20 protein-coding genes are annotated in these 26,513 nt (G+C 33.6%); 11 read left to right on the forward strand and 9 right to left on the reverse strand.

From position 1 onward, the window contains the following. Window positions 1-413: 413 nt before the first annotated feature. Window positions 414-2,636, forward strand: coding sequence for a catalase/peroxidase HPI (gene katG / locus H277_RS0108650; protein WP_019975188.1), 2,223 nt, complete (start codon window positions 414-416; stop codon window positions 2,634-2,636). 52 nt (window positions 2,637-2,688) lie between these two features. Here the strand turns inward: katG and tamL are convergent, their stop codons facing one another. From tamL to H277_RS0108665, 3 genes are all read right to left on the reverse strand, one after another. Beyond that, window positions 2,689-5,037 carry a translocation and assembly module lipoprotein TamL gene (gene tamL / locus H277_RS0108655; protein WP_019975189.1) on the reverse strand — a complete coding sequence of 783 codons (2,349 nt, stop codon included), beginning with the start codon at window positions 5,035-5,037 and terminating at the stop codon, window positions 2,689-2,691. Further along, window positions 5,034-10,259, reverse strand: coding sequence for a translocation/assembly module TamB domain-containing protein (locus tag H277_RS0108660; RefSeq protein ID WP_477181428.1), 5,226 nt, complete (start codon window positions 10,257-10,259; stop codon window positions 5,034-5,036). Before H277_RS0108660 ends, tamL begins: the two co-directional genes overlap by 4 nt. A 152-nt stretch (window positions 10,260-10,411) precedes the next feature. Next, complete coding sequence (locus H277_RS0108665) at window positions 10,412-11,449, reverse strand: serine hydrolase domain-containing protein (RefSeq protein WP_019975191.1); 1,038 nt, start codon at window positions 11,447-11,449, stop codon at window positions 10,412-10,414. A 139-nt stretch (window positions 11,450-11,588) separates the two neighbouring features. On the opposite strand from H277_RS0108665, the gene H277_RS0108670 reads away from it, so the two are divergent. Beyond that, window positions 11,589-11,915 carry a hypothetical protein gene (locus H277_RS0108670; protein WP_019975192.1) on the forward strand — a complete coding sequence of 109 codons (327 nt, stop codon included), beginning with the start codon at window positions 11,589-11,591 and terminating at the stop codon, window positions 11,913-11,915. A 37-nt stretch (window positions 11,916-11,952) separates the two neighbouring features. On the opposite strand, the gene H277_RS0108675 is transcribed toward H277_RS0108670, so the two are convergent. Beyond that, entirely contained in the window at window positions 11,953-13,020 is a 1,068-nt protein-coding gene (locus H277_RS0108675; RefSeq protein ID WP_026357498.1) for a patatin-like phospholipase family protein, read from the reverse strand. Window positions 13,021-13,107: 87 nt separating this feature from the next. On the opposite strand from H277_RS0108675, the gene H277_RS0108680 reads away from it, so the two are divergent. Then, window positions 13,108-13,989: an AraC family transcriptional regulator gene (locus H277_RS0108680; RefSeq protein ID WP_019975194.1), complete on the forward strand. Its 882-nt coding sequence runs from the start codon at window positions 13,108-13,110 to the stop codon at window positions 13,987-13,989. 10 nt (window positions 13,990-13,999) lie between these two features. Here H277_RS0108680 and H277_RS0108685 read toward each other — a convergent pair whose 3' ends face one another. Beyond that, the gene (locus tag H277_RS0108685) at window positions 14,000-14,431 is read right to left on the reverse strand and encodes a hypothetical protein (protein WP_019975195.1); all 432 of its coding nucleotides are present in this window, start codon (window positions 14,429-14,431) and stop codon (window positions 14,000-14,002) included. Between the two features lie 145 nt (window positions 14,432-14,576). Between H277_RS0108685 and ccoG the strand changes: the two genes are divergently transcribed. Further along, window positions 14,577-16,031, forward strand: a complete 1,455-nt coding sequence (ccoG, locus tag H277_RS0108690) for a cytochrome c oxidase accessory protein CcoG (RefSeq protein ID WP_019975196.1) — start codon at window positions 14,577-14,579, stop codon at window positions 16,029-16,031. Between the two features lie 40 nt (window positions 16,032-16,071). On the opposite strand, the gene H277_RS0108695 is transcribed toward ccoG, so the two are convergent. Next, a complete protein-coding gene (locus H277_RS0108695; RefSeq protein WP_019975197.1) occupies window positions 16,072-16,395 on the reverse strand; it encodes a HopJ type III effector protein in 324 nt (107 codons plus the stop codon). A gap of 157 nt (window positions 16,396-16,552) precedes the next feature. Here H277_RS0108695 and H277_RS0108700 point away from each other — a divergent pair, with 157 nt between their 5' ends. Further along, complete coding sequence (locus H277_RS0108700) at window positions 16,553-16,873, forward strand: hypothetical protein (RefSeq protein WP_019975198.1); 321 nt, start codon at window positions 16,553-16,555, stop codon at window positions 16,871-16,873. Between the two features lie 121 nt (window positions 16,874-16,994). Here H277_RS0108700 and H277_RS0108705 read toward each other — a convergent pair whose 3' ends face one another. Continuing rightward, window positions 16,995-17,186, reverse strand: a complete 192-nt coding sequence (locus H277_RS0108705) for a hypothetical protein (protein ID WP_019975199.1) — start codon at window positions 17,184-17,186, stop codon at window positions 16,995-16,997. 46 nt (window positions 17,187-17,232) lie between these two features. Then, window positions 17,233-17,784: an AAA family ATPase gene (locus H277_RS0108710; protein ID WP_019975200.1), complete on the reverse strand. Its 552-nt coding sequence runs from the start codon at window positions 17,782-17,784 to the stop codon at window positions 17,233-17,235. A gap of 40 nt (window positions 17,785-17,824) precedes the next feature. On the opposite strand from H277_RS0108710, the gene H277_RS0108715 reads away from it, so the two are divergent. Next, on the forward strand, window positions 17,825-18,217 hold the full coding sequence (locus tag H277_RS0108715; protein ID WP_019975201.1) for a barstar family protein: 393 nt from the start codon (window positions 17,825-17,827) through the stop codon (window positions 18,215-18,217). A 135-nt stretch (window positions 18,218-18,352) separates the two neighbouring features. On the opposite strand, the gene H277_RS0108720 is transcribed toward H277_RS0108715, so the two are convergent. Further along, complete coding sequence (locus H277_RS0108720) at window positions 18,353-18,841, reverse strand: SPOR domain-containing protein (protein WP_019975202.1); 489 nt, start codon at window positions 18,839-18,841, stop codon at window positions 18,353-18,355. A 400-nt stretch (window positions 18,842-19,241) separates the two neighbouring features. Here H277_RS0108720 and H277_RS0108725 point away from each other — a divergent pair, with 400 nt between their 5' ends. From H277_RS0108725 to H277_RS0108745, 5 genes are read left to right on the forward strand one after another with little or no spacing between them, the layout of a single operon-like run. Beyond that, window positions 19,242-20,660, forward strand: coding sequence for a c-type cytochrome (locus H277_RS0108725; RefSeq protein WP_019975203.1), 1,419 nt, complete (start codon window positions 19,242-19,244; stop codon window positions 20,658-20,660). A gap of 22 nt (window positions 20,661-20,682) precedes the next feature. Beyond that, complete coding sequence (locus H277_RS0108730) at window positions 20,683-23,844, forward strand: TAT-variant-translocated molybdopterin oxidoreductase (RefSeq protein ID WP_019975204.1); 3,162 nt, start codon at window positions 20,683-20,685, stop codon at window positions 23,842-23,844. 34 nt (window positions 23,845-23,878) lie between these two features. Beyond that, window positions 23,879-25,282: an NrfD/PsrC family molybdoenzyme membrane anchor subunit gene (nrfD, locus tag H277_RS0108735; RefSeq protein WP_019975205.1), complete on the forward strand. Its 1,404-nt coding sequence runs from the start codon at window positions 23,879-23,881 to the stop codon at window positions 25,280-25,282. Beyond that, window positions 25,263-25,832 (forward strand): DUF3341 domain-containing protein, encoded by a 570-nt coding sequence (locus tag H277_RS18860; RefSeq protein WP_019975206.1) that lies wholly within the window; start codon window positions 25,263-25,265, stop codon window positions 25,830-25,832. Before nrfD ends, H277_RS18860 begins: the two co-directional genes overlap by 20 nt. After that, window positions 25,832-26,503 carry a c-type cytochrome gene (locus H277_RS0108745; protein ID WP_019975207.1) on the forward strand — a complete coding sequence of 224 codons (672 nt, stop codon included), beginning with the start codon at window positions 25,832-25,834 and terminating at the stop codon, window positions 26,501-26,503. Before H277_RS18860 ends, H277_RS0108745 begins: the two co-directional genes overlap by 1 nt. Window positions 26,504-26,513: the final 10 nt, after the last annotated feature.

Genomic DNA, 26,513 nt, shown 5'->3' on the forward strand with positions numbered 1-26,513 from the left:
TACTGTTCTAAATGCATTATTATCTTACAACTGTTTTAATTTAAACAAATTAAATATTTAATAACCCAATGATAGTTTACTATCATTGGGTATTTTTTTTTGAATTCTAATGATTAGGATTGTTATGTTTATTTGCTGAGTGTTCGAATGGTATAAGCAGTTCAACAACGAATAAGGTTTAACCTTATGATGAGACATGATGGCTAAAAAATTGTTGGCTTTATTCTGCTTTTTCTCCATTCTGTTTTTTTAAGATCTTTTTCTAATATGTATAATCAATAACTATTTAATTTTTATATCATATAAGATATATCTATTATTTGATAAAACAATTTGATTTTTAATTGATAACACAAATTGTTATATTTATGATATTTACAAAATAAAATAGTTAAACATCAAAATATTAATCAATGGAAAATCAAGAAGGAGACATCTCAAAATGCCCATTTCACAATGGTAAAGTGGCAACTACACCGGTTGCCGGTTTTGGTACTCAAAATAAAGATTGGTGGCCAAATCAATTAAATGTTAATATTTTACGTCAACATTCTAATAAATCAAATCCTTTGGGAGAAGATTTTGATTATGCAGAAGAATTTAAAACGTTAGATTTAGAAGCAATCAAAGCTGACCTTAAAACATTGATGACAGATTCTCAAGAGTGGTGGCCAGCCGATTTTGGTCATTATGGTCCATTTTTTATCCGTATGGCATGGCATAGTGCAGGAACTTATCGTGTACAAGATGGTCGCGGTGGAGCAGGGGAAGGACAACAGCGTTTTGCACCGCTAAATTCTTGGCCGGATAATGTGTCGTTGGATAAAGCGCGTCGTTTAATTTGGCCAATTAAACAAAAATATGGAAATAAGATCTCTTGGGCCGATTTAATCATTTTAACAGGAAACGTTGCGTTAGAATCAATGGGATTCAAAACACTTGGTTTTGCCGGTGGACGTGCGGATGTTTGGGAACCAAATATTGATGTGTACTGGGGTTCTGAAAAAATTTGGTTAGAAGAAAGTGGTGGCGCGAATAGTCGCTATTCTGGAGATAGAGATTTAGAAAATCCATTGGCTGCCGTACAAATGGGATTAATTTATGTCAACCCGGAAGGGCCGGATGGGAATCCTGATCCTTTAGCATCGGCAAAAGATATTCGTGATACGTTTGCACGTATGGCGATGGACGATGAGGAAACATTAGCGTTGATTGCGGGTGGTCATACATTCGGAAAAACGCACGGAGCTGCTTCTGCAGATCATGTTGGCCCGGTTCCTGAAGAAGCAGATTTAGAAATGCAAGGTTTGGGTTGGAAAAACTCGTACGGGACAGGAAATGCAGGAGATACAATAGGTTCCGGTCTTGAAGTAACCTGGACAAGTAAACCAACAGAATGGTCAAATTTATTCCTAAGCTATTTATTTGGTTTCGAATGGGAATTGACAAAATCGCCTGCCGGAGCTCATCAATGGGTTGCAAAAGATGTGGGAGAAATTATTCCTCATGCTCACGATGCGTCTAAAAAGTTACGACCAACGATGCTAACTTCAGATATTGCGTTACGCGTTGATCCGGCTTATGAAAAGATAGGTCGTCGTTTCTTAGAGCATCCGGAAGAATTTGAAGATGCTTTCCGTAAAGCTTGGTTCAAATTAACTCATCGTGATATGGGGCCTCATTCTCGTTATCTGGGAGCCGATGTGCCAAAAGAAATTTTCACTTGGCAAGATCCGATTCCGGAAGTGACTCATGATTTAATTGATGAAAATGATATTCAAAATTTAAAACGTCAAATTTTAGATTTAGGTTTATCTGTTTCTGAGTTAGTCGGTACAGCGTGGGCTTCAGCTTCTACATTTAGAGGATCTGATAAGCGTGGAGGAGCAAATGGTGCAAGAATTCGATTAGAACCAATGAAAAATTGGGATGTCAATAATCCAATTCAATTAAATAAAGTTTTAAAAGCGTTAGAAGGTATTCAAGCTTCATTTAATGCAGCGAACTCTTCAAAACAGGTTTCTCTGGCGGATTTAATTGTCTTAGGAGGAAATGCAGCGATCGAGAAAGCGGCACAAGATGCAGGTAAAGAGATTATAGTTTCTTTTGCTCCCGGTCGCGGAGATGCTACGCAAGAACAAACAGATGTCGAGTCAATTGCCTGGTTAGAGCCTATTGCAGATGGTTTCCGTAATTACCGTAAAGCGAAGCGCCAAGGCGTTTCTACAGAAGAATTATTGATTGATAAAGCACAGTTATTAACATTAACAGCTCCGGAATTAACCGTTTTGATTGGAGGTTTACGAGCAATTAATATCAATTACGATGGTTCTAAGCATGGTGTTTTCACAGATCGTCCGGGTCAATTGACAAATGATTTCTTTGTAAATTTATTGGATATGGGAACACAATGGAAAGCGAAAGATGAAACAAAAGAAATTTATTTAGGTTCCGATCGTAAAACAGGGACACCAAGATGGACAGGGACACGTGCAGATTTGGTTTTCGGTTCAAATTCAGAGTTGAGATCAATCGCTGAGGTTTATGCACAAGAAGATGCGCAAGATAAATTTATCAATGATTTTGTTGCCGCTTGGAATAAAGTGATGAACGCAGATCGTTTTGATTTGAAGTAAGTTTTAATGAGATATAAATAAGAAAGAGAGCGTCAACTGACGCTCTCTTTTTTTAAAATGGATACCCAATTGCAATATTTAAAATCAGGTTATCTTTTCTCCAATTTTTATCCCCAAAATCGATCTTATCAAATGTCCAACGTTCATTTTTTTCATAATAAGGAATTCGAAGCGGAGTTGCTAAATCTAATCGTAATACTAAAATATTAAAATCAAGACGTAAACCTAATCCTGCTCCAACAGCTATTTCATCCATGAAATCTTTTGAAAATTTTGAGCCGGGACGTGTTTCATCTTCATTGATTAACCATATATTTCCTGCATCAACAAACAAAGCCAGGTTAAGAAAACTAAATAATTTTTGTCTAAATTCTGCATTCAGTTCCAATTTGATGTCACCGGACTGATCAAAAAAGAAATTCGAATTTTGAGTACGGGGATCGTAGCTTCCGGGACCTAGTGTACGTGCTCTAAAGGCACGAATACTGTTGCTTCCACCAACAAAAAACTGTTTCGAATAAGGTACAAATTCAGCGTTTCCATAAGGATAGGCGATTCCCCCGATGAATCGTGTTGCAATAGAGGATTTGTCCGAAAGCTTATGATAGAAACGGAAGTCATGCTCTGTTTTTGCATATTGACTAAAAGGAATTTTAAAAATTTCTTTTTCTTTCCCCTTTTTTACATTCGCACCTGTGATAAGTCCTGTTAAATTACCTGCCAAATCGACTGAACCACGGTAATAGAATGTACTTTTTTTAGGTAGCATCGTCGTCGTATATGTATACGAATATTGTGGGCCAAAAATCAATTGTTTGTCTACAACACGTTTTAAACTCGGATTGATAATATTCCCAATCGAGTCGTAAATTTTACTGTTGTATTCATCGCTTACTTTTTCCGGAAACAATAAAGTCGCACTAAATATTTTTAAATTATGTTCTTTTTGCGCGTTTTCTTTCCAAACGTATCCAAATGCAGTGTTGAAATTATGCAGTGTATACAATTTTGATCGGCTTTGATATTCGTAACCAATATCAATATTGGTTCTTGGTACAAATGCACTGGATGACCGAAATTTAAAGGGTGCTACAATCCTCGGAATAGAAAGTTGAGAATTGAAACCGGCTCTGAAAATATTGTTTGCATCTTTCTGCCCTCCTAATTGCATATCAAAAGCGCCATATAAAGCCATCTTCAATTGCTCTGCTCCTTTGAAAATATTGCGGTGAGTCCAATTTAAGTTTAATTCTCCACCGCCGTAATTAGCCGAGTTTGTACGTCCTAAAACTTCTAATCGTAAAGATTGAAATTCACGTGGAGTCAAGGTGTAATAAACATCAAATTTATTGTTGATCGAATCTGAAATGATAAAATCATTTTTTACAAATTTAAAAACGCCTAAATTAATTAATCGATTTAGGGTTAGATTATGATCTGCACGATTGTATAAATCTCCTGTTTGAAAGTACAAGGCACGGTCAAAAACTTTTGGTTTGAAATTCTTTTTCGAATCCACCATATAAAAGCCATTTTGTTCGTATTTTCCTAGAGAATCATTCGGCATAGGCATTTTGTATAATCCGTTTCTAGCCTCTTGAATAGTATAATCAGGGAAAACAATAACTTTATCTATGGTATATTGCTGTTTAGCTTGTTCGGGTGTTTTATCTTTTAATTTAACAAATAGTTCGACATGCTGATTTTTGCTGACAGTACTATCTGCCTGCACAATAATATTATCCGGATGGAAATAATAAAATCCTTTTTCCTTTAATCGGGCATCTATTCGTTCGCGTTCTGCTTTTATGACATCCAAATCAAAAGGCTGTTTGTTTTTAAGAAACGTATTTGGTTCCGTTTTTTTGATTTCTTTGTTGACAATCAAAGAAGTGTCTTTCGGAAAATTTATTTGATCGATATAGTAGCGTTTTTGCGGTTGCAGAACATAATGCACTTCCGCTTTCTTATTTTTGCTTAACGTATCACCTTGTGCTTTCGCATTAAAATATCCTTTGTTTTCAGCATAATTAACGAGAATTTTTTTATTAAATTCAATGTCTACATCACCTAGTAAAATTGGTTTCTGACCAACTTTATACTTTAACCAGTATTTTAAGCCTTTTTGTTTTTTAGGCTCACTTGTAATATTGTAAATGTATAAACGAGGGCGCAGTCCAAAAAAACTGGAATTAGGTTTTGGAATAATATTTTTTTCAAGATTCTCTTTTAATTCAGCCTGATCACGTTTACTCAAAGAATCTCCTTTTATGATTAATTTAGAACCGGTATAAAGCATTTGATCTTCTTTCAGAAAACGTGTATTGCTACAAGAAGAAATGCCAATAACTGACAGCGAAAGAGCAACAAGTTTTAGATAGATTGAAATTGATTTTTTCATGGTTTAGATGCGGCTTTTTGTGTTTTTCTATTCGTTTTATTTTTTCTTCTTTTCTCGAAAATTTCCTTGAATTTATCATAATCTAATGTGATGATAAAACCAACTCCTGTTTCTACAATTTGTCCCTGCAAGGCAACTTGATATTCATCTTTTCGGTAGGCCCTTAACATATAACGCCCGTCCCGGGATAAACTGTAATCTACTGTAATATCTCCTGCGATATTGGTCATGTTTTCATTTTGACGAGCATCCCCATCAAGACCAAAATTACTTCCCACCGAAACTTTCAATCGATCATTTAACAAACGTTTACTTACTGCAACATTCAAATCTGTTCGGGTATTTTTAGAACCTGAAGAATAATCATCTTGTGTGTCTAATCCAAAATCAATGTCAACCCCCTGAATTAAATCATCTGCCAAATTATTCAATTGTTGTGATAATAAATTACTTACACTTTGTAAAGCCATCGTTTCTGCTGAGATACTAGATTGGCTTTCGAAAGGATTTTCACCAATAAAACGATTCAATAACAACAAGGCAAAAACCTGTTTGTTCATTTCTGCTTCATCATTTTTCAATTGATCTAATTTTGCTTGCGTATTTTCAATAACAGCTGTAGCAATAGAAGGATTATCATTGTCCATCGAGATATTGAACTTAATTTCAGGTTTCAATAATTCGCCTTTTAAAATCAGTTCGGTATTGAATGGAATTCGCTGTTTATACATATTCATTTCCGAAGAAGAATATCCCGAAATTTGTTGCTCAATCAAATCAATCGGAGCAGCTTTTGTTTTGTAAATCGCTGTAATATCAAGATTGGCAGCAGTAGGCTCTCCTGTCCACGTAATTGTACTTCCTTTCTGAATATCGAAACGACGTTTCAGTAAACTAACCGATAGTTCATAAGCCCCTTTTTCTACTTGATAGACACCAACCAATGTCATTTTTCCGGAAGGATCCATTCCCCCTGTTAATTCTGCTTCTCCTTGTATTTCGACAAAATCTCCGTTTGCTTTATCAATGATAATAGAAGTTTTAGCTTCTTTACTAATTTCGATATTGACGCTGACATCCAAACCTTTTATTTTAGAATCGGTACTGATCTCATCTGTTTTAACAGTCTCTTGAAGAGCAATCTGATCCTGATCGATAAATTCTACAATTCCCTCACGCTCTTGTAAAGAAGGAGAAGATTGAGGTAAAATAAAAGTAAAGTTTGTGTCATCCGTAACTGTTAAATTTCCGTTTACTTTAGGCAGATTTAAATCTCCCTTAATGGTTAAATTTGCGTGAACAGCTAATTTCCCATACATCATCGCATCGTTAGATTTTTCTGAATTGACAACGTTAAAATCACGTGCATTTGCAGTTAAATTAAACGAAAAATCACGATAAGTTTTGGTCAATATTTCACCTCTTAAAGTTAAAGAATTGCCTTCGTTATCGTTAATCTTAAATTGATTGAATTCAATTCCTTTCTGTGTGAAATCAATTGCATCATCTATTTTTCTGAAATTACTTCCTGTTTCAGCGATCGTTAAACCAACAGCATTAAATTTTATTTGACCTAAAATACTTGGTTGATCAGCAGTTCCGGTTACGTTTAGATTTCCGGATAAATATCCTTCTGTATCTTTGATTTGGTTCATGGAAAAACCTTGAACCGAATTCATTTCTAAACGGTTTATATCTAATGCTAAATCAAAAGCATTTTCTTTGGTATTGTAATCACCGAAAATTTTCAGGTTATTGTTGTTTCCAATCAATGAAATATCAGCATTTATAACAGTTGGAGAAGTATTTTTAACTTTCGCGGTTATATTTCCAATGGGATTTCCAAACGCTTTCAAGTCAGAAATGGTTAAATCAGAATTAAACGTCATGTCTTTATTCAAATCTCTGATTTGAGCCGTTCCGTTGATCGTCCCTTCTGCAGGTAAATCATCTTTTTTGATAATTTCTGCAATGGTTTCGATTTTAAAATCTTTGATTGAAATATTTAACGGACTTGTTCCTTCTTCAGATTCTGATTGAAGCAAAATCTCACTGTCGTTATTTATCAATCTGAAATTATGGGCTACAATTCCATCTTTTCTTAATTGAATTAAATTTTCTTCACCAACTTTCCATTGATCATAATTTAAGACTAAACCATTCGGATTTAGGCTAATTTCCGTTACCTCGTTTATGGTTCTTAAGTTTCCTGCAACTAAGAATTGTGTTGCCTCTTTTTCATCTTTTGTTGAAACTGTATAGCGGATTGTATTGTTTGTAATATCTCCATTTAAATCAATTTTTTTCAGTTGAAAACTTTCGCTTTTTAACGCCCCAATATTCAGAGAGTACAACAAAGCTTCATTTTGATTTGAAAGCCGAAGAATAACGTCATTTATGGTATTGCTGCCGTATGTTAAATCAGGAATTTTTCCTTCTAAATGGAGCTGTTTTGAGTCGGTATCGTAAGCTACATCAAGTGTTATTGTTTCGAAATTTTTTAAATCAGGAACAAATCGGCGAATCAAATCATCATCTTTTATTTTTGCAGTTAAGGTGAATGATTGATGAGGATCTATTTGAACATTAGCATCAGGTTTTTGAAATTCATAATACTGATTAACTGTTGAAGTCAATGAGCCAAAAATCTGTGTCAATTTAAATTTTCCTTTCATTTCCAAATCAGCGAGCTGTGATTGGAGTTGAATACGATTAGAATCGATTGTGGAAGTTGCAATTAAATGGACTTCTTGCATTGGGAAAACATCCTTTGTATTAGATAGAGCAAAGTTTTTTAGAACCAATGATCCATTCAAAAAATCAGGATTTAAATCTGCAAAATCAGCCTCAATTTTTCCCGCAACAATCATTGGTTCTTGATAGAAACCAAGTTTTTGGATATCTAATTTTACAATATTTCCGTTTAATTTTACATTCGATAATTCTTTTTTATACACACCGGAAGTCACTAAATCAAGCTGAGCATTCGGATCTTTAGAAAATAGGTGAGCATCAAAAGTTCCATTATTGATTTTTGCATCAAGATCAATATTTTGATAAGTATAGTTGTTGTAGCCGGCTGAACGTATTGATCCGTTCACTTTTGTAACCATTTTTTCAGGATTAAAACTGGTTCCAATTGCGTTGATTTTTGCTGTGATTTTTCCTAAATCGTTGTTGCTTATCAACGTTCCTACATCTAGATGTTGTAAATCAGCGTTTACCTTATATTTTTCAGCATCTTTTTTTCGCATATCGACAACTGCATCAAGTTTTGCATTTCCTAAGGTTGAATTGAAAGCGAGTTGTGTTGTGATGGTTTCTGTTGTTCCTTTCGCTTTCCCTTTGACGGTTAATTTGGAAGGAATTCTAATCGTTGTTGGAATGGTATTTTTAGGGACGACATTATAAATTGTTTTCGATGAAGTTGAGAAATTTTTGATGTCTAAATCGTAAAACAATTGTTTGGGATTCATTGCATTTTTCACTCGCCCTGAAGCCGAAATTTGTAAATCATCTAATCCGGAAACGTTTAAATTATTGATCAGTAAATCGTTTACTCTTCCTTTCACATCTGCATTGACGTTAAGTACAGTATTTGGGTATTTATCGAAAGGCATGGTATTTCGCAAGCTTGGAACAAGATTCAATATATCAGAAAATCCGATTTTCGAATTTTTGATGTTGGCATTCACCAAAATATTTTCAGGATTAGATGTTAACTGATTGATAGAGTTGTAATGAAGAATAATTTCATCTCGAAGCACTGTTCTTGGTGTTTGTAAATAAAGATTTTTCAAATAGGCTTGCTGATCTGCGTATAAGAAATTTGTTGTGAATTTCTGAATATTTAACCCTTTTGATTCTTTTACTTCAGCGCTTTTTACAATTCCGGCAAATGTATTATCGTAGAGTTTGAACTCTCGTAAATCAAGGTTTAATTTTGAAAAATTCAAATGATTGAAATCCATCCCTTGCGAAGTAGGTCGTTCGGCTGTATTGTTATAATTTACTTTTACATTTTGCAGAATAGTTTTTGCTAAAACCAAATTTATTGGTGCAGAAGAGGAGGCCGGTGGTGAAGACGACTGTTTTGAAAAAAGATATAAATTAGCTTCGATAGCGGCATCTTTCAATAGGAGATGATCAATATCAAAAATAGAATTTTCTAAATCGAGTTTATTGACTTTTGTTTCAAATTCGTTTAGATTGATTTTTGCAAATGTTTTTGAGTTTTCGTCTCCGTAATTAATTTTGATATCATTCAAATTAATTTTATTCAATGCGAGTTGTAGTGGATTTTGAGTAGATGCCGGGGCAGTTTTATCCGTTTGGTTTTCTTTAATTTGTTCAACGGTTTTTTGGTTAAAATCAAGTAATAAACCATTTAATGTAATATCATCAACTCCATAAGAATTCTTTTGCAGATCAATTTTTTTGATGCGGGTTTTAAAATCCTTAAATTTTACTTTCGCAAACATTCCGGAATTATCGTCTCCATAATTGATGTCAAAATTTGATAGTGCAATTCCATTTAACTCAATTTTCATTGGTTTTTGTTCATTTAGCGAATCGACTTTTTCTTCGACTTTTTTGGAAACCTCTTTAACAAAATCTTGTTTCAATTTTAGTTTTAATCCATCTAATTTTAAATCACCAATTCCGTATGAATTTTGTTCTAAATCAAACTTCTTTACACGTGTATCAAAAGAATTTAAAGACACGTTGAGGTGATTTGCCGACTGTTGATCTATAAATGAAACGCGAATGTCCTTCAGTTTTATTTTGTCGAGTGAAATGATAAATGGTTTTGACGGACTTTCGTCTTTTTCGTCTGTAGCAAAAGCATTTAGAATATAATCAAAATTAAAAGTGCCATTTGGCTTTCGAACAATATTTGCATTTACACCATTTAAATCAATGGATTGAATATCGGCTTTACTTTTTGTTAATTGCCAAATATCTAACCCGACATCAAATTGCCTGACATACAAAAGAGTGTCAACATCCTGGCCCTGCAGAAAGAGATTTTCTATGACAAGGCTGTTTGGAAAATCAATATAAACTCTATCCAATTGGACTTTTGTATGAATTTTATTTTCGAGGTAATTGACCAATTTATTTTTGACAAAATTTTGAACAGCGGGGAATTGTAAACTGAAAATCGCAATTGTCAATAATAAGATTATTGAGAAAAGAGTGATGGAAAAATAGTTGAATATTTTTTTAAAGTTGAATTTCAATTGGTTATGTTTTTTTTCGTTTTAATTGTAATCAAATTACAATTTTCTACAAGGATAATACCAAAAATACTGTTTTATAATTACTTAATCAAAGCATTGAAGAGAACTATTTTTAAGAATAAAAATGGTACTTATTTGACTAAATCACAATTCAAAATCAGATTTTTGAATTGCTTTTCATAGAAATAATAATCATCAGAATTTTCAGGCATAATGTTTTGCAAAACAATCAGACTGATTTTTGTTTTTGGAAAATAGATATTTAACGATGAGAATCCATCTCCTAAACCTGTATGGCCAATATAATTGATCTGGTTTTCAACGACATTACGGATGTTGTAAGCGTATCCTTGAGGAGTTGTACCAAAAACATTGTGTTGCGATTGAGCAGAGGGAGTAACCAATAATTTGTAGGTTTCAGGTTTTAAGAGTTTTCCGTGATGCAAAACATGGTTCCATTTTGCTAAGTCACTTGCAGTAGAAATTATTCCATCGGCAGGAAGTTCTTCTTCAGTAATCATCGTTTGATGATTTGCAAGAAGCGAATTGTTTCGGAAAAAATAACCTTGCACCAGCTGATGTTTTTCTGTTGGAGTGTATAAAAATGTTTCGTTCAGCCCGATTTCATCAAATAGGTTCGTCGCTAATTCTCTATATGTTTTTTGCGTAACGTTTTCGAGGATTTTTCCTAAAAGTAAATTAGAATAATTGCCGTATTTGAACTCTGTTCCGGGTTTGAATAATAAAGGTTGCGTTACCTCTTTAATACCATGTGTATGATTTAATAATTGATGTACTGTGACAGAATCTGCCCATGTTTGAGAAATTTCCGGTAAATAGGTTTTGATAGATTGTTGTAAGTCAATCTGTCCTTTTTCAACTTCTTTTAAAATTAAAACTGAAGTAAAAACTTTTGAATTGGACATGATTTCAAATTGATTTCCCTTTTTTAAAGGAATCTTTTCTTCAAAATTTTTGAATCCATGAATTTCTTCAAAAATTGTTTTGCCATTTTTAGAAATTAAAATCACGCCATTGAACGGAAATGTATGATTGGTACGAATGATTTGGTTGATTTCTTTTTTAAGTTGTCCCGATTTTTGTGCAAAAAGAAATGGATGAAAAGTAAAGAATACTATTGAAGCAAAGATTTTAAGAAGAGTTTTCATTTTTTTGATTTGGTTGATGTAAAAGTAAAATTAATCCATTTTTATTTTACAAAATTTTTAAAATTTCCATAAAACTTTTTAATAATCATTGGTTGAACCCATTTTCTTTTATTAAATTTGAGTCAAACAAATTGATGCTATGAGAAGAATTTTTTTTGAAAAAGATAGCCACAAAGATTACTTATTTGTTATAATTGATCATGAAAGAGAATTGGATCAAATTTATAAGGTGGATAATTTTACAGACGAAACAGGACATGAATATGTGTATATCTTAATTGGTGAACGTAAAAAATTAACTCCGGATTTGTTGAAAGAACATGTCGTTGCTCAGGAAGATGGAAGTTATATTGATTACAATGGAAATGGAGTAGTCACTGATCCGCATGCCTATATAGAAAGTATCATTGATAATAGAGAATTAAACAGAGAGCAAGAAATATTTGTTTATGTTCGAAATAAATAAAATGTAAAAAGGCTTTGAATTTTTTCAAAGCCTTTTTTTATTGTATTTCAACTTGATTGAAAATTAATTTCTGGACGACTTCGTCTAAATATTCTTTATTTTTTGAAACATAATCATTTGAAACATCCAATAAAGTTTTGATATTATTATTCGATACATTTCCTAAATCCAATGAAGATTCAGGGATTTCGGGATTAAAACGATAATAATTTTGTTGATATTTCGGTTTCAATAAAGCATACATACTTTTCATTTCTAAATCGACCATATCCACACCGGTCGAAATAAAAATATCAACTAAGGGATCGACCCATTTTGATTTCGAAATTCCACTCAAATGCTCATGTTTATAGGATTTTGCACGAGAACCGTTTCCAATAGAAATAATAATGAATTCTTGAAGAGGAGCAGTTCCATTAAATTTTAAGTCGTCTTTAAAGTATTTACTGAAATTTATTTTTTGTGTTTCAATAAAACCGACAAAAGCTGGATTGTTTGCAAAAACTCCACCATCAATACAGCAAAACTCCTGATCTGCAAATGATTTTATTTTTGCAGGTTCAAAATATGTTGGTGCAGCAGAAGAAGCACGGCAAACATCTTTGATATAAAAATTACGAAAAGGAGATATGCCGTCAATTGTATTGAATATTTTAGGTTTTTGGTGTTCCGTATCGTAAGAAACAATTGCGCATGGTCGAATTAAATCTTTTAATTCCGTTTCTCCAAAAACAATTTTTAATTGTTCTTCCAGTACAACAGTTGCTAAGTTGTCTTTGAAAACACTTAATGGGTTGTTGAGTAATGTCCAAAAGGTTTTAGAGAAAATATTTTTTCCTTCTCCCAAATAAATATTTAAGGCGTCAGTTATAGAATGTTTTGCTTTTTTTGGATGATCAACAGAAGGTGATAAAAGCAACGAAGCGATTAATGCACCTGTGCTTGTACCGGCGATAAAATCGACATAATCTCCAATTTTAGCGTTTTCATTGTGAATTTCTTTCAGTTTATCTTCAATGTATTTTAAAATTACACATGAAATAATTCCTCGAATTCCTCCGCCATCCAAAGAAAGTAAGATAATTTTTTTCTCTTTAAATTCCATTTTTGATGTTCTATTGTTTAAAGTTAAACTTTTCATTCCAAATATTCTCAATTGTGTCTATTTTTACAATTCACAATCCAATCAGTCATGACAAAAAAACTATTTCCAACATATGATATCTGTAATTTAAATACAGAAAAAAATAGTAACGAATTGTTTTCGATAGACCGATTCAGAGGATATGTAGACAGTAATCCTCATTTGCAGGAGGTACATAGCCATAATTATTACCATTTGGTTTATTTTACAGAAGGAAGCGGAGAGCATTTGATTGATTTCGAAAAATTTGATGCAAAATCGGGAACCATGTATTTTATGAAACCGGGTCAAGTGCATCAGTGGTATTTTAAAGAAGAATACGATGGATTTGTTGTTAATTTTTTTGATAATTTTTTTGATTGGATTGGGATTAATTCTTCATTGTTGCAAAAGTTTCGGTTTTTACAATCGATTTTAGTTCAAGACCATGTGGTGAATGTTTCGGAAGATTTGCAAGAGAAGGTTGCAGAATATTTTGAAGAAATGATTCAAGAAAATCAGCAGAATAATCAATTTTCTAATTTGAAAATAGGATTTCATTTGATGAATCTATTGATTGATATCGACCGAAGTTTAGAAACTTCCAGCCTCAATAAAAGTGATTATCAATCGGTATTGCTGAATAATTTCCAACTGCTCATTGAACAGAACTTTAAGACTAAGAAATTACCAAAAGAATATGCAGAGCTGCTGTATATAACACCGAATCATCTGAATGCACTTTGTAAAGATGTTTTAGGAAGTTCAGCAGGTGAATTAATCAGAAGCCGTGTTGTATTAGAAGCAAAACGATTACTTGTGAATAAAGAAATTTCTGTTACAGAAATTGCTTACTCTTTAAATTTTCAGGACGCTTCATATTTTGTGAAATTTTTCAAAAAGCACACAGGCTTTACCCCGGAACAATTTCGAAAACACTATTATTTATAATAGTCTGTCTTTATTTATTATGGTATCGAATAGAAAGGCTAAAGTTTACTTTTACAGGAGTACCATTGATTATAGCAGGTTTTATTTTGGAAGCATTTTCGTTTTGCTCCCGGTTGATTTTATATAAAATCTGTGTAGAAATTCTGGCTAATGTTTCGTCGCCTTGGGAAGTGATTGTGATAAAATCTCCATTTTCATCAATCACAAAATTTAGTTTAGCAAAATATTCTCCAGAACCTTGTAAGATCTTATCCATTTTTATTTTAGATAATCGTTCAGAAACATCTTCGTTTAGTTGATGATCAAAACATTTCAAATTGTCTGAAGCTACTTCGCAGCCTGGATAAATTGCAAATTGATCAACATTTTTTGGATTGTAAACTTCTTGGCAAAAAGTGAAAGTGTGAATCGAAAAAGCAAAGAAAGCAAGTAATTTTTTCATAATAAGGAGATTAGGTAGTTGCTGGATAAATCTTTATGAATTAATGATTTATGTCAATCCGTAAATATTACCATAGATACCATAAATAGTGCCAAAATCTAACTTAATGGTAGTGGTAAATTTGCATAGATATTAAGTGAAAGGTATGAGTAGTATAAAACAAAATCCAACGCCGCTAGATTTTGAAAAAGAAGATGAACAATTTCGGACTGAAGTTGCAACAATGGATAGAAAAGGAACTAGAAAATGGGTATATGCAAAGAAGCCTTCGGGTAGGTATACCAACTATCGTACAATTGTTTCTTCGATTTTATTGGTTTTATTAATTGTTTTACCATTTATAAAATTACCAAATGGCAATCCGGTATTTAAAATTGATGTTTTTCATACCAACTTTATCTTATTTGGATACCCTTTTTTTACAACAGATTTTTTCTTACTTGCATTTGGAATGATTGTAAGTGTTGTTTCTATTATAATTTTTACAACTGTTTATGGTAGATTATTTTGTGGATGGTTGTGTCCTCAAACAATTTTTATGGAAAGTGTTTTTAGAAAAATTGAATATTGGATAGAAGGAGATCGAAGCAAACAAATTCGCTTGGACAAGCAAGAATGGAACGAGGAAAAGATTTTAAAGAGAGGAGGGAAGTGGACAGTGTTCTACCTTATTTCTTTTTTCTTTTCAAATATACTGTTGTCGTATTTGATTGGAATGGACGAATTAATAAAAGCTATTCAGGAAGGGCCGTCTGAACATGCCGGATTATTTTTGGGGTTGTTTATTTTTAGCGTTTTATTTTATTTTGTTTTTGCTTGGTTTCGTGAGCAGGTTTGTACGTTGGTTTGCCCTTACGGAAGATTACAAGGTGTTTTAATTGATAAAAAAACAATTCAGGTTGCCTATGATTTTCCAAGAGGAGAAGGAGTGAACGGACGTTCTAAATTTAGAAAGAATGAAGACCGTAAAGCAGAAGGAAAAGGAGATTGTATAGATTGCGGGCAATGTATAGCCGTTTGTCCAACCGGAATTGATATTAGAAATGGCTCTCAGTTAGAATGTGTAAACTGTACGGCTTGTATGGATGCTTGTGACGAAATTATGACAAAAATAAATCTTCCCACTGGTCTTATTCGTTATGCTTCTGAAGAGAATATAGAACAAGGAAAGTCATTCAAAATAACAGCAAGATTAATGGCGTTTACTTTTGTTTTAATTGGAATGTTAGCCGCAATGACCATCTTTTTATTCAATAGAAGTGAAGTTGAAGTGAAGTTTCTACAGGTTCCAGGAAAGGATTATGTGGTAGAAGGAGATTACATCATCAATACAATGCAGTATAGTTTGATGAATAAAACAAATAAACCGTATAAATTGGTTGTAAATGTAAATGGATTTAAAGGAGGAAAAACGGTATTGCTGGTAGAGCCAACGAAATACATACAAATAGATGAAGGAGAATTAAAGCAAGGTTTAATCGATATTAAAATTCCTAAAAGTGAACTGAAGTCATATAAAGTTCCTGTTATTTTAGAGTTAGAAGATTTGAAAGGAAAAACAATCGATCATTATACGATAAGTTTTATGGCGCCTTTCTAGTTGAATCAAAAAACGTCTTGCATTTCGCAAGACGTTTTTATTATTTTTTCTTCAAAACCTCATTTTCAAATTTTACACCTTCCCATCCGTGTTCCATAAATTGACGAATGTTATTGTGATCTGTTCCTTCAGGTGTTGCCAAAACAGCTTGATAATGTTCAGCAAATAATTTTAACGTATCTTCTTTGGAAAAATTATTCAATTTAGCAAAGGCAAATACTTTTGCACTTCCTTGATTTTGATCTGCTGTATTTTCTTGATCGCCATTTACAAAAGAAGAAGGATTATAAAAATAATTTTCTTCTATATAATGTATAACAGCTGCGAAATTTGCCTTGTTTTGGTGTACTTTTTCTAAAATCATTTTATCTTTTTGTCAAAAATATGAACTTATTTTTAATACAATAAATCATTAACTCTGTTAATTCTTTTTCGTCTAAAAATACTTAACGAATGTTTAACAACTTTCTGTAAATTAATTGATTAGATTTATGATAATAAACCAATTAAAACTATTATTTATGTTTGAAAAAAGGCAATTTAATTATGAAACTTCTAGCGTCGCACTAAAAGAGCTGGCAGAAAAAGGATACCAAGAAGATTTTAATTTATTGGAAAGTGATTTGATCGATCATCCCCATGATTTTAGAATTATTTATATCTATCGTTACGAAGGTAATTCCAATCCCGAAGATGAATCAAGTGTTTATGGAATTGAAAAAATTTCTACAGGAGAAAAAGGTGTTTTGGTTGCAGGTAATTTAGGATTTGTTCAGACTAATTTGGCTTCAATACTTATTCAGCTAGAAATTGAAGGTAGGCAAACCATTTTGAAAAACTAAATTTGAAGCGAATGAAGCAATTTCTAAACATTATCATTAAAATTTAAAAAAGCGTTACCAAAAAATGGATGACGCTTTTTTTATTATTTCCGAAGAAATAATAAATTCTTTTTTTTAAAACTTATTCTTCCTCTATTTCGAGTAATAATTTATATTCAGTAAAACGATGTTCACGGATGGGACGTATAAAAGGTTCTGTTTTGAAGTGTAAAAGTAAGCATGGGCTAATATTTTTATATTTTGTCACAAATTCGTACGAAATCAACTCACCATTCTTTATTCGTTGCTTTATTTTATTATGATAAGGATACATGTTTCGTTTTTTAAAAAATCGAAAACAAAGGTATTGAAACATTACACTATTCGGAAGACTCAATTGAGTTAAATATAAATTTTATTCGATTTTCAACTGAATCTTTTGGAATTTCTAAGACAGTATATTTTAAGTTTTCATAAGTTTCTTTCATGCTGGAAAAGGTTTTTTCAGCTTCTTTCCAAGTTTGTTTACGTTCTGTATCGGTTTCATAAATTTCCATCCAGGGAGGAAGAATAAAAACCAAAAGGTTGTATCTTAAACTTTCTGCAAAAGTTTTCTTTTCTAGTGTTATCGGTAAATTTTCCATGTTGAAATAACATAAAGCATCCGGAATTCCTCTATCAAAAAAAATGGGGTGTTCATTTGAAAGTCCCACAGATTTTTGATAGGAGTTGATGGAAGCTTCCAGCATCAAATTGGCATAAAGTGATTTGTTTTTCCATGGAAGTCCATCACCGTTTACTCGTGATTGTTCTTTTATAATTTGGCGTGCGTCTTCTTGAATAACAGGAAATCCATAAAAGGTTAATTTATTGATCAATGTCGTTTTCCCCACGCCGGGTCCTCCAGTAAGAATATATTTTTTATTGTTCATAAGCTGATAATTTTCTAATTTTAGATTGTATTGATAAAAGATGAAAAAGGAAATTACAATCGACGGAAACAGGATTTATGATAAAAAGAGTTTTTATGAAGAAATAAACCGTGTTTTTATGTACAACGAAGAGTGGAAATTAGGAGAAAGTTTAGATGCTTTAGACGATTTATTTTATGGAGGGTTTGGTTGTGTAAAAGTAAATGAGGAAGTCCGATTGATTTGGAAAAACTTTAAAGAGAACCAACAATTATTTGGTTATGATTTTACCTTAAATTTTTACCGGGAAAAACTTCAAAACCCGCAAATGTTTGATTCAAAACTTATCGAAAAAAGACTGAAAGAACTTGAAGAAGGAAAAGGAATGACTTACTTTGACATGATCCTTGCGATTATTTCCGAACACCCTACGATTGAATTGGTAAAAAAGTAAATACTACTACTTCAAATCAAATTTAGGCATTATAAGATATAACTTATATATAAATTATCTAAAAAAATCAGGTTAAAGAATTCTTTAACCTGATTTTTTTTGCTTGTTTGGTAAAAGCAAGTACATTTTTTACCACTATTTTGCTTTTCTACATAACACCTTAAATGGAATAGAAAATGCGCTATTGTATTTTGATTTTAAGCGACGAATATCTTTAGAAGCAGATGCTCTGGTAAAATAATCACCTACCAGGACACGGTAATCAGGAGAGTAATAAACCGTTTGGGCAGATAAATCAGGATAAGAACGTGTAAATTCATTTCTCACCTTATCAGCATCTTTTCTGTCTTTAGAATAATAAATCTGAATTTTGAAACCATTGACTTGCGGACTTCCTGCACACGGATCGTTGGATTGTACAACTATTTTTTTCTCTGTATTTTTTTTGACAGGAGCTGTATATGTACAGACAGCATCTTCTTTTGCTTTTAGTACCATATTTATTCTGCTATCAATTTCCATATTCAATGTACCATTGTTAATAATCTGAACAGTATCAATTTTATCTTGTGCAAAAGCATAAGTTGAAAAAGTGATCATGAATAAAAAGATAATTTTTTTCATAGGATGAAATTAATTTGTGCAAATATACTTCTTACAATTAAGTTATTAAATTTTATAACCTTTTATTTTCCTACAACGAATATTGTTCCAATTTAACTCAATTCAAAAGAAAAGAATCTCTATGAAGGAGTTTGATTGACAGTTTAGAATAAAATCTACTTTAATTATTTTTCAAATTATGTTAAATAGATTTTTTTGAATAAATCAGAATAAATAAATATTATATATGAGTCTATATTTTTTAACAATTAATTTAGAAACGTTTTAAATTAAGCTGAATGACAAAGTTCAGTATGTAAACTTTATGATTTTATTAAGTATTGAAGCTATTTTTGCTGTTAGTTAAGTGTTCAAATAAAAACGAGTTAAAAGAAACAACGAACTGAGATTATTTAAGTAAATGAAGGCAAGATTTCTAAAAAGAATACGTTTATGGAGCTGCGCGATAATACTATCGACGTTCTCCCTAGCAAATGCCCAAGATGCAGGAAAAGGTTACGAATTATTCGAAGCCAACTGTACTGCATGTCACCAGATTGATGGTAAATTAATTGGGCCGGAATTACGTAATGTTGAGAAACGCGTACAAGAAGAAGCTGGACTTGGAAAAGAGTGGTTACACGCTTGGATTAAGGACAACAAAGCTTTGCGTGAATCAGGAGATGCGTATGCAAACAAAATTTATGCTGATTACAATAACACTGAAATGTTAGCTTTCCCTAACTTATCAGAAGGTGATATTGATAATATTTTAGCATATACAGCTGATCCTGATGCAGGAGTTAAGGCTTTTGAAGAAGCTAAAGCTGCGAAAAAGAAAGAAGCCGCTGCGAAAAAAGCTGCTGAGGCTGCACAAGGAGGTGGAGCTAATTCAGGAGTAATTGCAGTAGGTTTTGTTGTTTTAGCGGTATTATTATTGTGGATCTTGGTTCGCGTTAATGCATTAGTTAAAGCGACAGCTACAGAGGAATTAAATGCAGAAACTGAAAGAGTAGCTTTTTCTTTTGCTGAATTCTTTCAGAAATACCAAAAAGTTGGAACAGTTGCAATTGCTGTATTAGCATTCTTTGCATTGTATAATGTTTATTGGGGATTAATGGGAATTGGTGTTGATAAAGGTTATGAACCGGAACAACCAATTTATTTCTCTCACAAAGTACACGCAGGTGTTCAGGGGATTGACTGTCAGTACTGTCACAGTTCTGCTAAATATGGTAAAGTATCAGGAATTCCTTCTCCAAACGTATGTATGAATTGTCACAAAACAATCAAAGAATACAAAGGAGATTATTTCGAAGAAGAATTGATTACTTCAGGTAAATTTGCGGATGAAGATGCAGTAAAAACATTCTATACAGGAGAAATCCAAAAAATGTATAAAGCTATCGGATGGAATCCGGAAACGAATAAATACGATGGTCCACAAAAACCAATCGAATGGGTACGTATCCATAATATGCCAGATTTCGTATTCTTTAGCCATGCTCAACACGTTGTAGCTGGAGAAAAAGCGATCAAAAAAGCAATTAAAGAAGGAACTATTCCAAATGCTAAAGAATTGAACATTGGATCAGGAGACCAGGTTTGTTTTGCATGTCACGGACGTGTAGATGAAATGAACGAAGTTAAAATGGCGAATGATTTCACAATGGGATGGTGTATCGAATGTCACAGAACTACTGAGGTAGATATGGACAACGAGTATAACAAAGAATATTACGCAGAACTACACGAGAAATTGAAAAAACAGTACGGTGACGCAACTAAGATTACAGTTGATGCTATCGGAGGTTTAGAGTGTGGTAAATGTCATTATTAATATAAAAAAGAGAGGAGTATAAATGGCTTCGAAGAAAAATTACTGGAAAAGTTTTGAGGAGTTAACTGACAATACATTAAATGAAAAGTTAACTACCAATGAATTTGCAGAAGAAATTCCCGTAGATAATTTCTTAGGGAATGATAACGCCATGGAGAATAGTCAAACTTCACGACGTGACTTTTTGAAGATTTTAGGGTTCAGTACAGCTGCTGTTACTTTAGCAGCGTGTGAAGCTCCAATCGTAAAATCTGTTCCTTATGTAGTGAAACCGGAAAATATAATGCCTGGTGTACCTACTTACTACGCATCTACAGTTTTTGATGGTTACGATTATGCAAACGTATTAGTACGTACAAGAGAAGGTCGTCCTATCCGTATCGATGCAAATAAAGGAGCACAATATTATGGTTCTACAAATGCTCGTGTTCAAGCATCTGTATTATCATTATACGATTCTGATAAAATAAAAGCACCATTAACAAATGGTGGGAACAATTTCAAAGCAACATCTTGGAAAGAAATTGATGCACGTGTTTCTAAAGCATTAGCATCAGTAGGAGGGAAAAAGGTTGTCATTTTAACACCATCTTTACCTTCTCCAACAACGAAAAAGTTGATTGCTGAGTTTGCAACAAAATATCCAACAACTCAACACGTAGTATATGATGCAATTTCTTATTCGAATGCATTAGATGCGGCACAAGAGGTGTATGGGAAAAGAGAATTACCATTCTATGATCTTAAAAATTCTGAATTAGTTGTTTCGTTCAACGCAGATTTCTTAGGAGATTACAATGGTGGTGGAATGGAAGGTGACTATGGTATTGCTCGTAAACCAGGAGCAAATATGATGCGTCATATCCAGGTTGAATCTGTTTTATCTTTAACTGGTGCTAACGCTGATACACGTTATCCGTTAAAACCTACTGATACAGAAAAAGTTTTAGCTGAAGTTTACCAAGGATTAACAGGAGGAACTCCTGCGTCTAAAGAAGCAAAAGCAATTGTAGCTGAATTAAAAGCGAAAGGAACAAAAGCAGTTGTAATGGCTGATGGTTCTAAAGAAGCATACGCAATTGCATTTGCAATTAACCAATTATTAGGTTCTGCTGCGATTACTGGTAAAGCTGTATTATTAAAAGAATCTAACGATGCAACTTTTAAACAATTTGTTGCTGAGGCAAAAGCTGGACAAGTAGGTGTTTTATTAAACTTCCAAACGAATCCGGTTTACAATGCTAAAAATTCGAAAGATATTGAAGTAGCTTTCAAAAACATTGGACTTAAAGTTGGTTTAGTTGAAAAACTAGATGAAACAGCATCATTAATGGATGTTATTGCTCCGGTTACTCATGGTTTAGAGTCTTGGAATGATTTCAACCCATTAACAGGAGTATACTCATTACAACAACCAACAATCCCTCGTATTTTTGATTCTCGTCAATTTCAGGATTCGTTAATTGCTTGGATGACCGGAGTTACTAAAGTGACTGAGGTTGAAGATCCAAATGACCCTATTATGGTCATGGCGGTTTCTGCAACAAGACAAAAAGTTTCTCCATTCTATTTATATGTAAAACAAAACTGGGAAACAGCTATTTTACCAAAATTAGGTGTAGATTTCAATAAAGCATTATACAATGGTTATAATGAAGCTGCTGAAACATCCGCATTTACGGCTAATACTGGTGCTGCTTCTGCTGCTGTAGCTAAATTAGCTGCTGCTAAACCAACAGAATGGGAAATCCAATTCTATTCTAAATCTGGTTTAGGAGATGGTACACAAGCGAACAACCCTTGGTTACAAGAATTACCAGATCCTATAACGCGTAACTCTTGGGATAACTATTTAACAGTTAACCCGAATGATGCTGAGAAATTAGGAATCAAAATTCAAGATAACTACAATGTGACTAATGGTAGAATGCAATTTGACGGTGAGTATGTAAACTTAACTGTGAATGGAACTGTTTTAGAAAATGTTCCTGTATTCATTCAACCGGGTCAGGCCATTGGAACTGTAGGTTTAGCTTTCGGTTATGGTCGTACTAAAGCTGGTAAAGTTGCAAATAATGTAGGGGTGAATGCGTACGCATTGTATGCTGGAAATGTAGGTGCATCAAATGTTAAGATTGAAAAATCTTCTCGTTCTGATAAACATGAGTTTGCGAATATGCAACAACAACCAACATTAATGGGACGTTATGAAATAGCAAGAGAGGTATCTTTAGCAGATTTCATCAATACAGACCGTGAAGAATGGAATCCTGTTGCGAAAATGCCAACATGGAGAGGAGATTCTCCAATGGGTGAAGTAGATTTATGGGCTAGTTTTGATCGTTCAACAGGACCTCATTTCAATTTAACAATTGATATGAATGCTTGTACCGGATGTGGAGCATGTGTTATAGCCTGTCAAGCAGAAAATAATGTGCCAACTGTAGGGAAAGAGCAAATGCGTATGTCTAGAGATATGTATTGGTTAAGAATTGACCGTTACTACTCTGATGTTACTTACAATGATCCAGAAGGAAAATTAACTCAAAAAGTTGCGTTAGAATCTGATCCAGATAACGAACCACAACAATATACACGTTTAATTAAGCCAGAAGCTGAAAATCCAGATGTGATTTTCCAACCAATGATGTGTCAACATTGTAACCACGCGCCTTGTGAAACTGTATGTCCGGTTGGAGCTACATCTCACGGTCGCCAAGGTCAAAATATGATGGCATACAACCGTTGTGTTGGTACTCGTTACTGTGCAAATAACTGTCCTTATAAAGTACGTCGTTTCAACTGGTTCAACTGGGCGAATAATGACAAATACGATTTCCACATGAACAATGATTTAGGTCGTATGGTACTTAATCCAGATGTTGTTGTACGTACGCGAGGAGTAATTGAGAAATGTTCATTCTGTATTCAAGCAACTCAAGCAACAATCCTAAAAGCTAAGAAAGAAAACAGAGCTGTTAGAGATGAAGAATTTATGGATGCTTGTGCTTGTGCTGCAGCTTGTGGAACAGGAGCTATGAAATTTGGGGATATCAATGATGATAAATCTGAAGTAAGAAAAGTATCGAAAGATAAACGTTCTTATGTTTTATTAGAAGAGATTGGAACTAAACCAAATGTTATCTATCAAGTAAAAGTTAGAAACAGAAAAGAACAAGCTTAATTAAATTAATAAAGAATTAATAAGGTAAACAAATATGTCACATTACGAATCACAGGTAAGAGAACCCCTTATTTTAGGACATAAAACCTACCACGATATCACAGTAGACATTGCGCGTCCAATTGAGACGCCTGCAAGTAAATTGTGGTGGATATGTTTCAGTATTGCAATGGTTGCTTTCATTTACGGTGTTGGTGCGATTGCATATACAATTGGAACTGGTATTGGTGTATGGGGATTAAATAGAACGATTAACTGGGGATGGGATATCACCAACTTTGTATGGTGGGTAGGTATCGGTCACGCCGGTACGTTAATCTCAGCCGTTTTATTATTATTCCGTCAAAAATGGAGAATGTCGGTTAACCGCTCTGCGGAAGCCATGACAATCTTCGCCGTTGTACAGGCAGCGTTATTTCCTGTAATTCACATGGGTCGTCCATGGTTAATGTACTGGGTATTCCCAATTCCGAATCAATTTGGATCATTATGGCCTAACTTTAATTCACCATTATTATGGGACGTATTCGCGATTTCTACGTATTTCTCTGTATCAACTGTTTTCTGGTTGATGGGATTAATTCCTGATTTCGCAATGGTACGCGACCGTGCAACAAAACCATTCGCTAAAAAGATCTATGGTATCTTGTCATTCGGATGGGGTGGTGGAGCAAAACACTGGCAACGTTTCGAAGAGTTATCTTTGGTATTAGCCGGTTTATGTACACCGTTAGTATTCTCGGTACACACGATTGTATCTTTTGACTTCGCGACTTCTGTGATCAAAGGATGGCACTCAACAGTATATCCTCCATATTTCGTTGCCGGAGCAATTTTCTCTGGTTTCGCGATGGTACAAACATTATTAAGTGTAATGCGTAAAGTTTTACACTATGAAGATTATATCACACGTAAACACATCGAATACATGAATATTGTAATCGTTGTAACAGGTGGTATGGTTGCAGTAGCGTATTTAACGGAGTTATGGATCGCTTGGTATTCAGGATCTCGTTACGAAGATTTTACATATTTTTCTCCGGGAGCTGCTACAGGACCTTATTGGTGGGCATTCTGGGCGTTAATTATTTGTAACGTTTTAGTACCAGGACTATTGTGGATTCGTCCAATTAGAAGAAATTTCTTCTGGACTTTCGTTATCTCTATCGTCGTTAACATCGGGATGTGGTTCGAGCGTTTTGATATCATCGTTATCAACTTATCTCGTGACTATTTACCATCGAGCTGGACAATGTTTATGCCTTCATGGGTAGACGTAGGTATCTTCTTAGGTACTATGGGATTCTTTTCTGTGTTATACTTATTGTACGCACGTACATTCCCAGTTATTTCACAATCTGAATTAAAAACTATTTTGAAATCATCAGGCGAAAGCTATAAAAAACATCATACTGAAGATGAGCATCACGAACACTAAAATCGTTTATGGTCTTTACGGAGACGATGATGATTTATTAAAAGCAGTAAAATCTATTCGTAAACAAGGTATTACGATAGATGAAGTATATACACCTTTCCCTGTACACGGTTTAGATAAAGCTTTAGGATTAAAGAAAACTCGTATTTCTGACCTTGCTTTCTTCTACGGTGCATTTGGTACAACATTAGCATCTTTGATGACATGGTTTATCATGAACCATGATTGGGCTCAAGATATTGGAGGTAAACCATCATTTTCTTGGGGCGAGAATATGCCAGCTTTCGTTCCTATTATGTTCGAGTTGACAGTATTCTGTGCTGCGCACTTTATGTCATTAACATATTTAGTACGTAACAAAATGTATCCAGGTGCAAAAGCTAAAAACCCAGATCCACGTACAACAGATGATAAATTTTTGATTGAAATTAGAACTTCTGATGTTGAGAAAATCAAAAATGTATTTGTAGAAACTGGTGCTGAAGAAGTAACTGTTAAAGGTGATGTAGTCGTAGAACCAAGTGTTAACAATTTAGTACAAGAAGCATAATGAAAAAGATAGCATTACTTATAGGATTAGGAAGTATTATTATCACTTCTTGTTCTGATAAAAAACGTCACGCAAGTATCGTATACATGCCAGATATGTATTATCCGACAGCTTACGATCCTTATGAAAAGGCAACTTTTGGTTATCCTCATGACGAAGAAAATTCTGAAGTTCCTGTAATGAGTAAAAATCACAATATGTCTGCGCTAGAATCTGTAGAAGGTGCTGTAGCAAGAACAGATGGTGATATTTTACCATGGACTTTCAAAAACAATAACGCTGGTTATGCACAAGCAAAAGCAGTAACTGTATCTCCTTTAAATGCTGCAAATAAAACAGCAGATTTGGAAAGAGGTAAAGTCTTGTATGGACAAAACTGTGCTGTTTGTCATGGTGACGCTGGTGATGGACAAGGATCAATCGTAAAATCGAAGGCTTACTCCGGAGTTCCTACTTATGGTGAAAGAGATATTACAGTAGGTTCTGTTTATCATGTAATTATGTATGGAAAAAATGCGATGGGGTCTTACGCATCTCAATTAATTCCTGCAGACCGTTGGAGAGTTGCTGAATATGTAATGAGTTTAAAAGGTGGTTCTGCTCCTGCTGCTCCTGCCGGAGAAGTAGCTACTGAAGCAGCACCTGCAACAGAAACAGCAACTAATAAATAATAAAATAAGT

The sequence above is a fragment of the Empedobacter brevis NBRC 14943 = ATCC 43319 genome, assembly GCF_000382425.1.
GTDB classification, from domain to species: domain Bacteria; phylum Bacteroidota; class Bacteroidia; order Flavobacteriales; family Weeksellaceae; genus Empedobacter; species Empedobacter brevis.